Origin of the sequence: Paludisphaera mucosa (assembly GCF_029589435.1) — a bacterium.
GTDB lineage: Bacteria > Planctomycetota > Planctomycetia > Isosphaerales > Isosphaeraceae > Paludisphaera > Paludisphaera mucosa.
Window position 1 is genome coordinate 4933415 of sequence record NZ_JARRAG010000002.1, and the last position, 16568, is coordinate 4949982.

13 protein-coding genes are annotated in these 16568 nt (G+C 71.3%); 6 read left to right on the plus strand and 7 right to left on the minus strand.

Annotated elements, in window-relative coordinates:
- Positions 1-226 precede the first annotated feature (226 nt).
- Both PZE19_RS29030 and PZE19_RS29035 read right to left on the minus strand, forming a co-directional pair.
- The gene (locus PZE19_RS29030; RefSeq protein WP_277864099.1) at positions 227-1105 is read right to left on the minus strand and encodes a zf-HC2 domain-containing protein; all 879 of its coding nucleotides are present in this window, start codon (positions 1103-1105) and stop codon (positions 227-229) included.
- Positions 1106-1114: 9 nt separating this feature from the next.
- On the minus strand, positions 1115-1750 hold the full coding sequence (locus PZE19_RS29035) for an RNA polymerase sigma factor (protein ID WP_277864100.1): 636 nt from the start codon (positions 1748-1750) through the stop codon (positions 1115-1117).
- Positions 1751-2173: 423 nt separating this feature from the next.
- On the opposite strand from PZE19_RS29035, the gene PZE19_RS29040 reads away from it, so the two are divergent.
- The 3 genes from PZE19_RS29040 (at position 2174) to PZE19_RS29050 (ending at position 5858) form a co-directional block, all read left to right on the plus strand.
- Positions 2174-3004 carry a leucine-rich repeat domain-containing protein gene (locus PZE19_RS29040; protein ID WP_277864101.1) on the plus strand — a complete coding sequence of 277 codons (831 nt, stop codon included), beginning with the start codon at positions 2174-2176 and terminating at the stop codon, positions 3002-3004.
- Positions 3005-3006: 2 nt separating this feature from the next.
- Entirely contained in the window at positions 3007-4404 is a 1398-nt protein-coding gene (locus tag PZE19_RS29045; protein WP_277864102.1) for an inorganic phosphate transporter, read from the plus strand.
- A gap of 203 nt (positions 4405-4607) precedes the next feature.
- Positions 4608-5858 carry an alpha/beta fold hydrolase gene (locus PZE19_RS29050; protein ID WP_277864103.1) on the plus strand — a complete coding sequence of 417 codons (1251 nt, stop codon included), beginning with the start codon at positions 4608-4610 and terminating at the stop codon, positions 5856-5858.
- Between the two features lie 80 nt (positions 5859-5938).
- Here the strand turns inward: PZE19_RS29050 and PZE19_RS29055 are convergent, their stop codons facing one another.
- The 4 genes from PZE19_RS29055 to PZE19_RS29070 form a co-directional block, all read right to left on the minus strand.
- Positions 5939-7036 (minus strand): hypothetical protein, encoded by a 1098-nt coding sequence (locus PZE19_RS29055; RefSeq protein WP_277864104.1) that lies wholly within the window; start codon positions 7034-7036, stop codon positions 5939-5941.
- Positions 7037-7088: 52 nt separating this feature from the next.
- Positions 7089-7484 (minus strand): hypothetical protein, encoded by a 396-nt coding sequence (locus PZE19_RS29060; RefSeq protein ID WP_277864105.1) that lies wholly within the window; start codon positions 7482-7484, stop codon positions 7089-7091.
- Positions 7485-7503: 19 nt separating this feature from the next.
- Entirely contained in the window at positions 7504-8646 is a 1143-nt protein-coding gene (locus PZE19_RS29065; protein WP_277864106.1) for a DUF1559 family PulG-like putative transporter, read from the minus strand.
- Between the two features lie 125 nt (positions 8647-8771).
- On the minus strand, positions 8772-8975 hold the full coding sequence (locus PZE19_RS29070) for a hypothetical protein (protein ID WP_277864107.1): 204 nt from the start codon (positions 8973-8975) through the stop codon (positions 8772-8774).
- A gap of 781 nt (positions 8976-9756) precedes the next feature.
- Between PZE19_RS29070 and PZE19_RS29075 the strand changes: the two genes are divergently transcribed.
- The 3 genes from PZE19_RS29075 to PZE19_RS29085 all read left to right on the plus strand — a co-directional run bounded on the left by PZE19_RS29075 (position 9757) and on the right by PZE19_RS29085 (position 15714).
- On the plus strand, positions 9757-13095 hold the full coding sequence (locus PZE19_RS29075) for a DUF5696 domain-containing protein (protein WP_277864108.1): 3339 nt from the start codon (positions 9757-9759) through the stop codon (positions 13093-13095).
- 946 nt (positions 13096-14041) lie between these two features.
- Entirely contained in the window at positions 14042-15160 is a 1119-nt protein-coding gene (locus PZE19_RS29080) for a DUF1559 domain-containing protein (protein ID WP_277864109.1), read from the plus strand.
- 89 nt (positions 15161-15249) lie between these two features.
- Positions 15250-15714, plus strand: a complete 465-nt coding sequence (locus PZE19_RS29085) for a hypothetical protein (RefSeq protein ID WP_277864110.1) — start codon at positions 15250-15252, stop codon at positions 15712-15714.
- A 109-nt stretch (positions 15715-15823) separates the two neighbouring features.
- On the opposite strand, the gene PZE19_RS29090 is transcribed toward PZE19_RS29085, so the two are convergent.
- On the minus strand, positions 15824-16510 hold the full coding sequence (locus tag PZE19_RS29090; RefSeq protein WP_277864111.1) for a CvpA family protein: 687 nt from the start codon (positions 16508-16510) through the stop codon (positions 15824-15826).
- Positions 16511-16568 lie beyond the last annotated feature (58 nt).

Genomic DNA, 16568 nt, shown 5'->3' on the forward strand with positions numbered 1-16568 from the left:
TCGTCTCTGCGGTGGAGCGGGGCGCCGTCCCGGGCGACGATTTCCTTGATGGAGCTTCCGGGCGAATCGGGGGCCGACCCCTTCCTCCTCCGGGCCGAGAAGGGGGATCTCCGAGAAGGAGGATCGAGGCGTTCGACGCCTCAAGGGAGCCTTCATCCACCTGCGTCCGCACGCACCCGGGACCTCGTCGTCCCTCGGCCTCCCGACGGCGGCGTCGGATCGAAAATCAGTAGGCCGGCTTCCCGGCCAGCGTGTCGGGAGGCATGGGGGTCCCGCGTTCCAGGTCGAAGCGGACGGCGGGCGCGGTCGCGGGGGGAGGGGGCGCCGGCCTGGCGACGTCGAGGCCCCGGTTGTCGGGGTCGCGGAGCGGCGGCTCGGTGTTCTGCGCCAGGCTCCGCTCGTTGACGAGGGCCAGGTCGCCCGGCTCGGCGACGGGGGCCTCGATCACGTCGGCCCGGGGCGGGGTCACGACGAGCGGGATCGCCCGTTCGAGGGCCGGGAGCGGGGTCGCGGCGGCGTCGATCCGGCCCTGCGAATCGTCCCGGAGACGCTGGGCCAGGGGGAGGCCGACGGCGATCGCCGCGAGGGCGGCCGCGGCGAGGGCCCCGACGGGGCCCGCCAGGGGGCGGAGCAGGCGGTCGGGGGCGAGCCAGGCGCGGAGCCGGGCGGGGGATTGCTCGCGGGCCGAGTCGCCGATCCGGGCCCGTTGCAGGGGCAGGTCGTCGCGGACGCCCGCCAGCCGGGACGCCGCCCGCTCCAGGGGGCCTCGCGATCGAGCTCCGGGAGCGGCCTCGCCGGCCCGACGCGTCCGCGGCCTGCCGGCCTGGGCCTCGATCCGCGCCTGCAGGGCGGGCCAGAGGGAAGGGGCGTGGGGCTCGGCGGGGGACTCGGCGGCCGCGGCCGCGAGGGCGTCGAAGGCCAGGGCCAGGCCGTCGCGACGGCCGCGGCAGGCCGCGCACCGCTCCAGGTGGGCCTCGACGGCGATCCGCTCGTCGCGGGCCGGGCCCGCGTCCGCGGTCGGCGCGGGGTCGTCCTCGTCCGCCGCGAAGAGCGGGAGTCGGTCGCGGACCCAGGCGCAGGCTGTCTCGTCGGGCGTTCTTTTCATGATCGGTCGTCAGCCTTCCGTGGCTGCCTCCCGCGCCGCATCCTGACGGCGCTCCCAGATTTGGCGGAATTTCTCGCGCGCCTTGGAAAGGCGCCAACGGATCGTCGCCTCGCGTCGCCCCACGATCGCGGCCACCTCCGACGAGGAGAACCCTTCCAGGTCCCGCAGGACCAGGATCGTCCGGTACGAGACCGGGAGCTGGGCCAGGATGAAATGGACCTCCTGCGACAGCTCGGCCTGGACCCGGGGGTCGGGGTCGGGCGGGTCGTAAGGGGCCCCGTCGTCGCCGTGGCCGCGGTCGAGCGAGCTCGGCGGCGGCTCGCCCCGCCCGCGACGGAGGTGGTCGAGCCCCAGGTTCACGCCCACCCGGAACAGCCAGGGTCCGAACCGCCTCCCCGTGTCGAAACGGTCGAGCCGGTTGAAGACCCGCCAGAACGTCTCTTGCGCCAGGTCGCGGGCGATCTCGGGATCGCGCACCAATCGCGCCAGCACCCGGATCAGCTTCCGCTCGTAACGCCGCACGAGGACGCCGAAGGCCGCCTGGTCGCCGCGCCGCGTCCGCTCGACCAGCCAGGCGTCGTTGAGCTTCCCCTCGTCGTCGGCCGGCGTCGCCGCGACCGGCGTGGGGGCCTGCGAGGGGTTCATGGCGTCCGACGTTTCCTTCCCGGCGGGCGGGCTCGCGCCTCGTCCGCCCGGGGGGTCGTCGGGCGATGGGGGGAGGACGATCTCGACCCGTTTCCGCATCGCGTCATCTCCCCACAAACCATGGTACGCCCCGCACGGGGGGCGCGTTGGAAGATTTCGCCGGGCCGTCCTTTTCGGCGATCCCCGCCGACGCGCCCCGTCGCGACCCCTGCATGATCGGTCGCAGACCTCCCCTTGTCAACGGCGGTCGTCGCCCGGCGACCGCCCCGCGCGGCCCCGGGTCGGGGTGCGAATTTCGCGCCGCGCCGGACTCGCAGGGCTGTCGCCGGCCCGATCCGTCGCGTATCCTCGCACGGGCCGCTACGTTGGAGATTCGCGGACGGCCTTCCCACCCCCCAACCACCCGACGGAGGATGATCGACGATGACGACGAAGGGGATCTTGCGGCGCGGCGTGATTCTCGCGGTCGGATTGCTGGCGACGACGCCGGCGCGGGCGGACGGGCCGTTCCCGGACAAGAACCTGGAGACGGCGGTCCGGGCGGTGTTGAAGCACGAGCCGAACGTCGAGCTGACCGACGAGAAGTTGCAGAACGTCTACATCCTGGAGGCGGTCGGCAAGGAGATCAAGGACCTGACGGGCCTGGAGAAGTGCAAGAACCTGGCCCTCCTGCGGCTCTCGAAGAACCAGGTCGCGGACCTCAAGCCGCTCAAGGACCTCAAGAACCTGCAGTCCCTGGACCTGGCCGAGAACCAGGTGGCCGACCTCGCCCCGCTGGCCGGGTTGAAGGGCTTGCAGTATCTCGAGCTGTCGAAGAACCAGGTCGGCGACGTCGCCCCCCTGGCCGGCCTGGTCGAGCTGAGCGCCCTCTACCTGGGGGGCAACAAGGTCGAGGACGTCAACCCGCTGGCCCCGCTGATCAAGCTGGCGTCGCTGGCCCTGGGCGGCAACAAGGTCAAGGACGTGGGCGTGCTGGAGAAGCTGACGAAGCTGTCGACGCTCGACCTGCGCGACAACCAGATCGAGGACGTCCGGCCCCTGACCAAGCAGCCGGACCTCAAGCTCCTGCTGATCGAACGCAACCAGATCAAGGACCTGACGCCCCTGATCGACGCGGCGAAGGCCGACGCCGCCGGCGCCAAGCTGTTCGCCCCCTACCTGCGGCTCCGCCTCGACGGCAATCCGCTGCCGGAGGCGGCCCGCTCCCCACAACTGGAGGCCCTCAAGGCGACCGGAGTTCGCGTTGAAGGGTGATCATGACCGATTTTCTCGACGCTTTCGGACGCCTCGACGCGCAGTCCGCCGTGGTCCTCGCCTTCGCCCTGGCGATCGCGTTCGGCTTCGAGGTGGTCAACGGCTTCCATGACACGGCGAACGCCGTGACCACCGTCATCTACACCCGGACCCTCAAGGCGACGCCCGCCGTGCTCTTCTCGGGCGTCTGCAACTTCCTGGGCGTGCTCCTCGGCGGGACGACGATCGCGTTCAGCATCGTCCACCTGCTCCCCGTCGACCTCCTGATCGACGCCGCCTCGCGGTCGGCCGTCGTGATGGTCCTGGCCCTCCTGGTCGCCGGGATCTCGTGGAACCTCCTGACCTGGTGGTTCGGGATCCCGGTCTCCAGCTCGCACACGCTGATCGGCGCGATCCTCGGGGTGGGCCTGGCCAACGGCGTCATGAGCGGCCGGGGCCTGGGCGCGGGGGTCAACTGGGAGAAGGCCGGCGAGGTCGGCCTGGCGCTCCTGATCTCGCCGGCGATCGGCTTCCTCGCGGCGGCCGCGCTGCTGCTGGCGGCCAAGCGGGCCGTCCCCGACCCGGAACTCTACGTGCCGCCCCCCGAGGACCCCTCGGTCCGCCCCCCGCGCTGGATCCGCGCCACCCTGCTGGCGACCTGCGGCGGCGTGAGCCTGGCGCACGGCTCGAACGACGGCCAGAAGGGCATGGGCCTGATCATGCTCGTCCTGATCGGCCTGCTGCCCACGGGCTTCGCGCTCAACCTCGACGGCGCCTCGGGGGCGGTCCACGCCCGCGACGCCGCGACCGAGCTGCGCGCCGCCCTGCTCGCCGACCCTTCGCCGATCCACCGGGCCGAGATCGCCCGGATCGACGAGGTCCTGGACAGGTTGGGCTCCAAGACGTCGCTCCGCGAGGTCCCGCACGACGACCGGATCGCCCTGCGCAACCTGATCTACCAGGTCGACCGCGGCCTGGAGCGCGACCGCGACGTCGTCCCCGAGGGCCGCTTCGCCGCGATCGCCGCCCCCCGGCGGCAACTCCGCGGGGCGATCGAGTACGTCCCGGGCTGGGTCATCGTCGGCGTGGCCCTCTGCCTGGGCGTCGGCACGACGGTCGGCTACAAGCGGATCGTCCACACGATCGCCGAGAAGATCGGCAAGACGCACCTGACCTACGCCCAGGGCGCCAGCGCCGAGGTCGTCGCGATGGCCACCATCGGCGCGGCTGACCTGGTCGGCCTGCCGGTCAGCACCACCCAGGTGCTCTCCTCGGGCGTCGCCGGGACCATGTGGGCCAACCGCTCGGGCGTGCAGCTCGCCACCGCGCGCAACATCGCGCTCGCCTGGCTGCTGACCTTCCCCTGCTCGATGCTGGCCTCCGCCGGGATCTTCGTCTGCGGCCGCCTCGCCCTGCGGTGAGGCCGCGCCGTCGCCGCTCCGGGCGACCGCTCCCGCGAGGATCCCGGCCCGAAGGGCGGGATTGGCTCGCCACTTGCGATGTTGCCTAGCCCGCCGGCGAGCCCTTCGGGGACGCCGGGGCCCGGCGTCGTTCCCGACGGATACGGAGGGAGACGCCGAGCCATCAAGGATCGGCGCGCGCTGCGCCGCGGAGGAAGCGGGAAATGCCGTTCATGCCCTTCCAGATCCTGGGCTTCTGGCTCAGGGGGCTGCTCGCCGCGGCGATGCTCGTCGCCGGTCCGCTGCTCCTCAAATACTGGTATGACCATCGCCACGTCGAGGTCAGGACGCAGGTCCTCGCCCCCGTCGACGACGAGACGCGGCGGCTCGATCGCGACGTGGAGGCCCCGGTCGTCGTGCGGCGCGAGGACTGGCGTTTCGGGCTCAATCGGGAGACGGCGGCCCTCCTGGGCGGCCTGGCGTTGATCGGCCTGTCGATCGGCGGCGGCTCGTTCGCCTATCCTCTCCTGCTGAAGAGGGGGAGGCGAGAGGACGAGCCGGACGACTCGCTGCGCGGCCAGATGCGCCGCCTCCGCCGGCCGGACGGGACCGACCTCTACGTCGAGCTGTACGGCCCCGAGGACGGCCCGCCGATCGTCCTGACGCACGGCTGGGGCGCCGACGCCGCCGAGTGGTGCTACGCCAAGCGGGAGCTGGGGGACGCTCACCGGCTCATCCTCTGGGACCTCCCCGGCCTCGGCCGCTCGTCGCAGCCGACGGGCCGCGACTACAGCCTGGAGAAGATGGCCCGCGACCTCGACGCCGTCGTCGGCCTGGCCGGCGACGCGCCCGTCACCCTCCTGGGGCACAGCATCGGCGGCATGATCATCCTGACGTACTGCCGCCTCTTCCCCGAGGCGCTCGGGACGCGGGTCTCGGGCCTGGTCCTCGCCCAGACGACCTACACCAACCCCGTCAAGACGACGTCGCACGCGGCCTTCTACACAGCGGTCCAGAAGCCGCTGATCGAGCCGCTCCTGCACCTGACGATCGCCCTGGCGCCGCTGGTCCGGGCGATGAACGTGCTGAGCTACCTGAACGGCTCGGCGCACCGGTCGACGCACAAGGACTCGTTCTCAGGCAATGAGACCCGCGGCCAGCTCGACTTCATGGCCCGCTACATGCCGAAGGGCCCGCCCGCCGTGCTGGCGCGGGGCATGTTCGGGATGCTCCGCTACGACGCGACGGACACCCTGGCCTCGATCCCCGTCCCCGCCCTGATCGTGCCCGGGGGCCGCGACCCGGTGCTGCTGCCGTCGGCGAGCGCGAAGATGGCCGAGGCGATCCCGGGCGCGACGCTCCTCGAGCTCGAGGGGGCCAAGCACGCGGGCCTCTTCGAATACCACGCCCGGTTCGCCGACGCCGTCCGCCGCTTCGTCGCCGCGACGGCCGTCGCCCCCGGGTCGAGAAGATAGTCGGCCCGGGGGGGCGGCCTGGTCCCGGAGCTTCGACGGCAGCAGGTCTTCCGCCGGGGCCGAGGCCGGGAGCGGATTCCTCACTCCGCCTTCGCACGGCGGGCGAGGTCGATGATCCAGAGGCGGCCGGGGGCGCCGGTGACGCGGGCGTCGTTGTCGAAGGCGATCGCGAACCGCACCGACCCGGGGCCGGACGAGGCCGCGCCGGGGAGGATGCAGAGCCCCTCGGCCTTCATGGTCGGTTCGAACGCCCAGGCCTTCTCGGGCTCGATCGGCGTCCCGCCGGCGCGGGCGATCCGGTCGTCGGCGGCGAACCAGAGCGTGTTGCCGTGGAAGCCGTTGCGGTCGTCCTCGGTCGCCGTGACGATCGCGAAGCCCTTCCACGCCGGCACGTACTCCAGCGACGTGAGCTGGCTGCGAACCCCTTCGATCGCGCCCGGGGCGAAGGCGAAGAAGGGCGTCGGGGCCAGCTCGGCCCCGTCGGCGGGGCGGGCGGTCACGTCGACCACGAACGTGCGGACGAGGTCGTCGGGCTCGCGGAGGCCGATCACCAGCTCCCTTCGCGTCGGGGCCGTCGCCGTCTCGCGGATCGCCAGGCCCTCGACCTTGCGCCGGCCCACGGCCTCGTCCGGCAGCCCCAGGCCCCGGAGCGCCCGCTCGAGGCCGGCGTCGAGCCCCCAGGAGACGACCGACGCGTCGTCGATCGCGGGGAGGCCTCCGGGCCCGCTCGCGGGGGCCAGGCGGAAGCGGATCAGCTTTCGATGCTGGATCCGCTCGTCCTCGGTCTTGCCCGAGTGCGAGCCGACGACGTAAAAGGCGCCGTCGGCGTCCTCGGCCATCGCCTCCCACTTGGTCGAGTTCGGGGTCTCGCCGGGGAACCGGGGGCTGGACAGGGTCCCGACCCGGCGGGCCGTCGCCGTCTCCACCAGCCGCAGGGGGGCCTGCTTGTCGTGGGCGACCACGAGGTATCGGCCGTCGCCGGCCGTCGCCAGGGCCGAAGCCTCGATCGTCCGGTCGACCTGGAAGGCCCCCGTAGAGCCCTCGACGGGCTCCAGGAAGGGCGTCGGCGCGCCGGACGGGGTCGCCGTGAACTCGTCGGCCGTGGCGGCGGCGGCCAGGAACGCGAGCGCCGTCGCCAGGATCCGTCGTCGCAGCGAGCGGGTTCGGGGCAGGATCATCGGGGCGATTCCCTGGTGAAAGGCGGGTCGATCTCGGCGAGTGCCCGAGGGGTCACTTCAGGTCGATGGGATAGTCCGCCTTGCCGTCGGCGACCTCGATCTCGACCTTGGAGGCGGCCGCGCTCTGGAACTTCAGCGGGAGGATGTTCTTCGGCACGCCGGTCACGGCGACCCGGTGCAGGCCCGGGACGGCGCCGTCGTCCTTGGCGAAGGTCGTCAGGACGAAGGAGCCGTCGGCCTGGATCGCGCCGTGGGCCTCGCGGCCGGCGTCGGGCTCGAAGACGACGGTCCCCTGCGCGAGCGGCTTCCCCTTGTAGGTGACCACCCCCTTGGCGGGGACGGTGATCCCCGCCGGGGGTTGGGACGACGAGCCCCCGCAGCCGGCGGCGAGCAGGGCCGCGGCGAGCCCGGATGCGAGGGCCGCCGCGGCGGACGGGCGTGGACGCATGACGTTCGGGCTCCGTCGATCAGTACGAGTCGGACGAGATCACCTCGCCGCCGGCGATGCTGCCGAGGGCCCGCCACGTGACCCCGGAGATGGAGTCCTTGACGAACCGGACGGAACCGTCGGCCATCAGCGCGTTGACGCCGCCCGAGTGCCGGCTGGTGGCGGCCAGCGACATGTACGTCGGCCCGCCGTCGTTCTCGTCGGTCGAATCCCAGTCCATCTGGACGTTCTGGCCGGCGTTGGAGAAGCCGGTCGCCCGGCTGACCGCCTTGACGTTCGGGTTCGGCGTCATGGCCGTCGTGAAGCCCGAGTAGTACACGCCGCCGTTGCACCAGCGGGTGTGGCCGATCGGGCCCCCCGCCTTGACCTTGCCCGTCGCCGTCCCGCACGACCCGATCACCTCGGCCAGCGCCTGGGCCGAGGCCGCGCCGGGCGCGGGGACGTTGGTCGGCGTCCAGGCCCCGGTGGTCGCGTCCGAAGGGGCGGTGGGCGACGGGATGCAGCTCCGCATCTGGGCGTGGCCGACGAGCCCCTCGGAGGCCATCAGGGTGTTGCTCAGGCCGTCGGTCACCGAGGCGATCGAGCGGGAGGTGTTGGGGCCGAACAGCGAACTGTTCTTGGGGCCGAGGGTGTTGGTCGCGCCCCAGTTCACCGAGAAGACGTACCAGTCGCCGTCGCAGGTGCCGTAGCTGGTGGTGGCGTAGAAGGTGCTCCCCATCGAGGCGTCGTCGATGTGAGCGCCGGGGTCGCTCGGGCAGGCGAGCGCGGTCAGGGGCGTGTTCGAGACGGTCGTGTTCGGCTTGTCGCTGTAGGTCAGGCTGAAGTTGATCGCGTTGTAGAAGGCCCCCTGCTCGAGGAACGGGGCCGAGCGGGCGAAGGCGCTCCACGAGGACTCGAACTGCCACGTCCCGGCCTTGCCGGTGGGGGCCGGGGTCAGGATCGTCGTCGGCGGGAACGAGCCCACGGTGCTCTCATAGTTGTGGAACGCCAGGCCGAGCTGCTTCATGTTGTTGGTGCACTGGATCCGGCGGGCGGCCTCGCGCGCCGACTGCACGGCCGGCAGCAGCAGGGCGATCAGGACGGCGATGATCGCGATCACCACCAGCAGCTCGATCAGGGTGAAGGCGGCCCGGGGGCCTCGGGGACGATCGAGGACGTTCATAAGATGACGATGCTCGGGCGGGTGGAAAGGGCGATTCCCGTGACGCGAGCATCATCACATCAAATCTCCAAGATGGGGCGGCGAGGACGCCGTGAAGATTTCGAGAAGGTCCGGGAGCCCGGCCTTCAGTGGCTCGGGCGGCCCTCGCCGAAATCGCGGTGCCGCTGCAACATCGTCTGATGGATCCTGGGCCCGCTTTGCGGGACCGAGACGCTTGCGGGCTTGGGCTCGGCCGTCACGTATTCGGCCACGACCGGCGTGAAGTAGACGACGCCCACCGTGAGCACGATCATGCCCACCCAGATCAGCAGATCACCGAGCTGACGCATGCTGGCTGCCCTCCCGTTCCGTCTGTTGGCAAGGTCCCTAGAGCAAGGCTGGAATTCCCCCGAAATCGTCCCCAGGCCGCGCGGCGAGGCTCGTTGTCGCGCGGCCTGTATCTCTTGAACACCGATCCTTCATCTAGGCGTCGCGGCGCGTCCCATCCGAGCGATCGTTCTTTACCCCGAATCCGGACGTCGTGCAATCCGCGTCGTCGCGCTTCCCGGACGCCACGTCCGTCGACCCTACGCAACATTAGGTCACGCATCCGGAAGCCGTCGGCCGAGAATTTTCGCCGAGGACGGTACGGGCCGATCCGCCCGGCGCGTCACCCGTCCCGCGAAATAATTCGGATTTCCGTCCTGGCCTCGTTCGGCGGGCGTCCTGGATGGCGACCGAGTGGGGCGTGTTCTGAGATACCTGAGGACGGCCGGCCCAAAATGCAAAAGCCGATCCAATTCCCCGAGACGACCACATTTCCGCGGAGTCCAGATCCCGACACCGGCGGCTCCCCCCGGGTTCGTCTCCCTTCCGGGCCGCTTGAGGGGCCGCCGAAACGACGTGCCGCGTCAGGACTTCTTCGGGGAGTGGGCGGTCCGAATTCCTTCGACGGATCGGCCGCCGGGTGGTTTCGCGGTCCTCGGGGATGCTCTATAACGGGGGATGAGGCGGGTCGACTTCCGCGTGCGAGGCGGTCGATGGTCGACGTCGATCCAGGGACCGCGATGACGCGCGTCCGCGGCGGGCATCCCCCCGCGGAGCCGTGAGCCCGCCGTGGAGGGATTCGCGATGCGCGGTTCGATTCTCATCATGGGCCTGGCGGTCCTCGGCGCGGCGGCGCCGCCGGCCGACCCCCTGCTGGTCCGCCCCGACAAGGCGACGTGGAACCTGGACGAGGTGGGCCTCTACCGCGTCGGATTCGCCTACCGAGGCCAGCCCGAGGAGGAATTCCCCGTCGGCTGGACGGGCCGGTTCGACGAGCGCACGGGCGTGACCCTGGCGTCCGACGGCCTGCGCAACGGCCGCGCGGCGGTCTTGCAGCATTGCCCCTGGCGGGGCGGCACCGGGACCACCTTCCAGGAGTTCCACGTCCAGCTGCCGACGTCCGGGCGGATCGTCGTCAAGGGCGCCACGGCGCTGCGCGAGGACGGCGTGGGCAAGTCCGACGGCGTCCGGTTCCGACTCCTGGCCGACGGCGAGGCCCTGCTCGACGAGGTCCGCCTCGACGCCGCCTGGAAGCCTTTCGAATTCGACCTGACGAAGAAGGCCGGCCGGGCGGTCGTCCTCCGGTTCGAGACCGACCCCGGCCCCAAGGGCGACTCCAGCTTCGACTTCGGCCTGTGGGCCGACCGCGCGCTCGTCCTCGACGGCTTCCGGGCGGCCCCGGTCGCGCACGCCGCGGCCCCGCCGACGTCGTTCCGCGGCCTGGCCTCGAAGCCGGGCAAGGGCCTGGCCCCGCCGGCGACCACGTCGGTCAAGCTCGACGTCCGCCGCGAGGGGGACGGCTTCGTCCTCCGCTCGACCGACGACTACGGCTCGTTCAGCTACCGCTGGACGCCCCCGCCGCAGCCGACCGCCGCCCCCACGATCCTGAGCGAGAACGGCGTCTTCGGCGCTATCGTCCTGGAGGCCGACCGCACGGGCGACTCGCCCGTCCGCGTCCCGCTCGCCACCACGGCCCGGATCCGCTGGGGCGGGCGGGCGGCGTCGAAGGAGATCCGCTGGGAGGAATCCGCCGAGGGGCCGACCCTGGTCCGCGTCTTCGACGTCGACGGCAAGGCCGTCACGCTCCGCGTCAAGGGCTCGATCGCCGGCCGCAGCCTGGCCCTCGACGTGAGCCTCGACCGGCCGGCCGTCGAGCAGATCGACGGCGGCTCGTGGGGCCCGGTCGCCGGCCGTCGCGACGTGCCGACGCCCTATTACAACAACAAGGTCTCCTACCTGCCGGCCGAAGACCTGTTCGTCTCCAGCCAGGTCGACTGGACCGTCTCGGCCGCCTCGCGGCACGACGAGGCGACGCGGGTCGATTACCTGGCCCTGACCGACAAGACCCGCAACGTCCCGGTCGAGCGGTTCCTCTACTCGGCCGCCTGGAACATCGACGAGGTGCTGCCGAACATCCCCAACCCGCCGTCGCCGTACATCAAGGACCTCTCCGACCGCGTCGTCCTCGACATCTGGGGGGGACGCTACGCCGACATCGCCCGCAAGCTGGAGACGCTCCACGACCTCGGCCTGCGACGCCTGGCCGTCATCATCCACGACTGGCAGCGCAGCGGGTACGACAACGGCCTGCCGGCCCACTTCCCGGCCGCCGAGGACAAGGGGGGCGAGGCCGGCATGAGGACCCTCGAAGCGACCGGAAAGCGGCTGGGGTATCTCGTCGCCCTGCACGAGAACTACGTCGACTATTACCCGAACTTCGAGGGGTTCGCCGAGAAGGATATCGCCGTCGATTCCGAGGGCAAGCGCCAGAACGCCTGGTTCCACCCCGGCAACAAGATCCAGTCGTTCGCGATCAAGCCGACGGCGATGCTCGACCTGGCGAAGACGCAGTCGCCCGAGATCCATCGCCGGTACGACACGACCGGCTCGTTCCTGGACGTGAACTCGTCGGTCCCCCCCTGGTTCCACGTCGACCAGCAGGCCGGCGTCGACGGCGCGGGGACGTTCCAGCGGGTCCGCAAGGCCCACCGCGAGACCTGGCAGTTCCTCCGCGAGACCCACGGCGGGCCGGTCTTCGGCGAGGGGAACCACCACTGGTACTGGAGCGGCCTGCTCGACGGGGCCGAGGCCCAGTTCGGCTCGGGCTGGGCCGGCGAGGCGGGGCTCGACGCCCCCCTGTTCGTCGACTTCGACCTGCTGAAGATCCACCCCCTCCAGCTCAACCACGGCATGGGCTATTACGAGCGCTGGTGGGACGGCTCGCGGGTGCCCCGCGGCTCGCTGCCGCCGGTCGCGGTGCTCGACCAGTACCGGATGCAGGAAATCGCCTTCGGCCACGCCGGGTTCCTGAGCGGCTCGGCCTGGGCCTCGCCGCCGCTCGCCTGGCTCGAATACAACCTGATGGCGCCGGTGGTGCCGAGGTACGCCGCGTCGGCCGTGACCCAGATCCAGTACGAGCTGGAAGGCCACTGGGTCGACGCGTCGGCCGTTGTCCGGTCCGGCGTCTCGACGCCCGACGCCTGGAACCGCGTCCGCGTCCGCTACGACGGCGGCCTGACCGTCGTCGCCAACCAGTCGGCCGAGCCGCTGAAGGTCGAGGGGGTCGAGCTGCCTCAGTTCGGCTGGATCGCCCGCGGCGAGGGCCTGACGGCCGGCACCACCCTTCGCAACGGGATCGTGACCGATTCGGTCGAGACGCCCGACGCGTCGTTCGCCAACGCCCGCTCGGCCGTCGACTGGGACTTCTCGGGCGTCCGGCGCGTGCTGCCGACGGTCGCCGCCTTTCGCCAGACCGGACCCCGGACCTTCACCGCCGCCTACGCGTGGAAGGTCCGCGAGCCTATGAAAACCGACTTCCACGCCTTCGTCCACTTCGGCAAGGCGGGCGCGAAGGAGGAGGACATCCGCTTCCAGCAGGATCACGGCCTGGCGACGCCGACCTCGAAGTGGAAGGCCGGGACGACCGTCGACGACGGCCCGTACACGATCCACGTCCCGGACGACCTCCCCGACGGCGAATACGCGTGGACGATCGGCTTCCACACGCCGGGCGCGGGCCGGGTGACCCTGGAAGGCCCGACCGACCGCTCCGGCCGCAACATCCTGGGCGTGATCCGCGTCGCCGAGGGGGGCAAGTCGCTCCGCTTCACGCCCCAGAAGCCGGAGGCCGATCGCGCGGCCGTCAGCCTGGCCGACCTGAACAAGGACGGCAAGGTCGTCGACTTCGGCGCGATCAAGACCGACGGCGGCGTCTCGATCCGGAAGGTGGGGGGCGAGTGGGTCGCCCACGTCTTCCCGCGCGACCGGTCGTTCTCGCTCCAGCTCGACGCGACGCGTTTCGGCAAGCCCGCCGAGATCCGCGCCGACGGCGGCGAATCGCCCTGGGTCACGCCCACCTTCGACGGCCGCTGGATGCGCATCAAGCCCAACGGCGCCAAGAGCTATCGCTGGCCGGCCGGCTGACGGAAGGCGTCGATGATGCGGCCTTGCCCCTCGCGGCATAGGCATGGTCGCAACTTTTGACGGGTGGGTCGACGGCCGTCGGCGTAAGGTGGGCCGGCATGGCCACCACCTCGGCCTCCTGGATCGTCGGCATCGGGCCCGGCCCTGGCCGTCGGCGCGGCCGCCGGCCGGCCGCTGGGTCCGATTGAGTTCCGGCTCCGCACCGCCGCCCGGATGCCCACGACGCGCCTCGGCGGGGCCGACCTGCCGCCGGGCCGCGTCGACGAGCTGGGAGACCCCACGGCCGCCGCCGAGGCCGGGCGGCGGCCGCGGCCTCGCGGTCCACGTCGTCGACCGCGAGGCCGACTCGGTCGGCCACGACCGCGGCTGGCCGGCCGTCGGCCGGCTGTTCCTGGTGCGGGCCGACGCCTCGCGCGTGGTCATGCACGGCGGGCCCGCGATGGCAGAAGGCGCAGACGACCCTTGGGAGACGGCCCCGCGCCGGCCGGCCCGACCATCGCCCCCGGCCCCGCCCGAGGGCGAGGCGGGCCGGCCTGAGCGTCGTCCTAAGATCATCCCCAGTAAGACATTTGTAGGTTTAAAGAATTCGTTGTAAGTTGCTGCATTATTTCTCGTTACGCTCTGGAATCTCGTCGCGGTCCGAGGTATGTTCTTATCACTCTCCCATCGCACTATATGATGCAGTCAGTCATAAGCGCTCGCCCCTTGAAGGGATCCGTCGCCGCTCGCCCATGAGGCGGGTCGCGGCGGGACGCCTCGGCACGTTCCGATCGGGATCCGAACCTCGCCCGCGACCCGACCACGCCCCCTAGCCGCCGCCTCGCGGTCGCGACGTCCTGGAGACGTCCCGAACCATCGCCATCCCCGGTCGGCGCTTCGCGCCCGCGGGCATCCGTCCGTGCGTCCTCATCCGATCTTCCGCATCAAGCCATGGAGATTGCCTCGCATGAAGACCCGTCGTGGTTTCACGCTGATCGAGCTGCTGGTGGTGATCGCGATCATCGCGGTCCTGATCGCCCTGCTGCTCCCCGCCGTGCAGTCGGCCCGCGAGGCCGCCCGCCGCGCCCAGTGCACGAACAACCTCAAGCAGATCGGCCTGGGAGTCCACAACTTCGAGAGCACCAACGGCGAGTTCCCGCCGGGCGTCGGCCCCGCGCCGCTCGCCGCCCCCAGCCTGGGCGAGGGCACTCGGGTGGGCGTGCAGGCGTTGATCCTGCCCTATCTGGAGCAGGCCAGCCTGTACGGCACGTTCAACCTCCAGCTCGAGATCAACTCGACGGGCGAGAACGACACGGCCCGCTGCCAGCAGATCGGCGCCTTCCTCTGCCCCTCCGACGGCAAGGGCTTCCGCTCGCCGGGCACGCGGACCTACGCCCAGAGCACCGGGAGCTGGGGCCAGAGCAACTACTACGGCAGCAATGGCGCGACGGCCGCCCAGGCCTACAACTCGGCCGGCGGCAGCCCCACCGTCCCCTTCCCCAACAACGAGTCGAACACGTCCAGCGTGGGCGTGTTCAACGTGTCGATCAACGTCACGGCGCTGAGGCCGACGGCCACCGTCCCCAGCCCCGACTACCGCAAGGTGACCAGCAAGACGACGATCAGCTCGATCACCGACGGCACCAGCAACACCGCCATGTTCTCGGAGATCCGGATCTCCTCCATCCCGTTCCCGGTCACGGCCAACAAGCCGATGGACGCCCAGACGGTCTACATCACCTCCGCGTGGAACGCCGCGACCGACAACTACCTCCCGAACGCGGCCTGCAACGGCGTCCCGTACAACACGCGGATCACCTACAAGGGGCAGCAGTATTACCGGGGCAACATCCCCGAGCTGGCCTACTACAACCACACCCAGACGCCCAACACCCGCAACATGGACTGCGGCGACGGGGCCTTCACGAACGCGCACATGGCCGCGCGGAGCTACCATGCCGGCGGCGTGAACACCGCCTTCTGCGACGGCTCGGTCAAGTTCATCAAGGACTCGATCAGCCTGCCGACGTGGCAGGCGCTCGGCACCCGGGCCGGCGGCGAGATCGTCAGCGCCGACGCGTTCTGAGCGGCCCTCGCCGCTCTCGGGCCGACCCTCATCCTCGCGAGCCGCCCGACCCCCCGGGCGGCTCGCTTCCTTCGACAACGGGTCCTTCCATGGCATCCTTCGCCCGCGTCCCCGCCGCCCTGATCGTCGCCGCGGCGCTCGCCTCGGCCTCCGCGCCCGGCTGCGGCCCGGCGCAGTCCGTCTCCAACTCGCCCGAGCACTACGACATCGGCTCGCTCGACGAGGTCGGCGACCTCTACCTCTCCTCGTACAACACCAAGAAGAAGCCGCCGGTTTCGATGAAGGACCTCAACAAGGCCGACCTCTTCGTGGGCGGCGCCAACGCCCTCCGGAAGGGTGAGATCATCGTCTACTGGGGGGTCGCCCCCACGCCCGAAGAGCCTTCGACCGAGATCCTCGCCTACAAGGCGGACGTCCCCACCAAGGGGGGATACGTCTTGCTCAAGGACATGACCACCAAGACGATGTCCGCCGAGGAATTCCAGGCCGCCCCCAAGCCCACCGGCCCCACCTCCGCCGACACCGCCAAGGCCGCCCCCAAGAAGGGCTCCTGAGCCCTCGCTCACGCCGACGACCCGGCGCCGAGACGCCCGCGCGACCGCCCCAGGGCCTCGCGCGGGCGTCTTCGCCGAGCCCGATTCCTCGGGCCGTGCGACCCCACGCTCATCGCCGTCGGCTCGGCTTCCAGGCCTCGCTCTTGCCGACTCGCTCGATCTTGACCTCAGCCTCGGGCTCGGGCTCTGGCTCGACCTCGGCTACGTGCTGGACCTCGGCTACGTGCTGGACCTCGGCCTCGTCCGGCCGACTCGCGAGGGCCGGCTGCGGGGTCTCCGGCGTCGGCGCGGCCGCATCGCCCCAGGAGGGGGCGACGACCTTGCGAATCTCGGGAGGGACGACGGGCCCGGCGGCGGCCATCGCCCGGGCGACGAGTCGCCCCGCGTGGCTGGAGAAGATCGGCCCCCGCGACTGCGGGGCCAGGCCCGCGACGAACATGGCGCCGATCAGCAGCAGGAGCACCGCCTCGATCCCGCCGAGGAGGACTCCCAGATTGCGGTCGTGGAGTTCGAACTTCATCTTCCTCAGCGTCGCCTTCGACTTCCAGGCGGCGAGCAGGCTGCCGCCGGAGACGACCCCGAACGACAGGAGCATCGCCCCGGCGCGCTGGACCGCCGGCTCGCAGCGCAGGCTGCGCGCCAGGAAGGGCATCATGGACGCCGAGGCCAGGTGCGCGCACGAATAGCCCACAATGACCGCCGCGATGCTGGCGATCCCCCAGGAGAACCCCCGGACCGCGCCCCAGGTCATGCCCGCGACGATCAGGCCGATCATCACCCCGTCGTAAAGCGTCATCCCTGACCTCCGAAAGCGCATCGCGATGTCGGGACAAGCCCGCCCTACCACGTTCCCA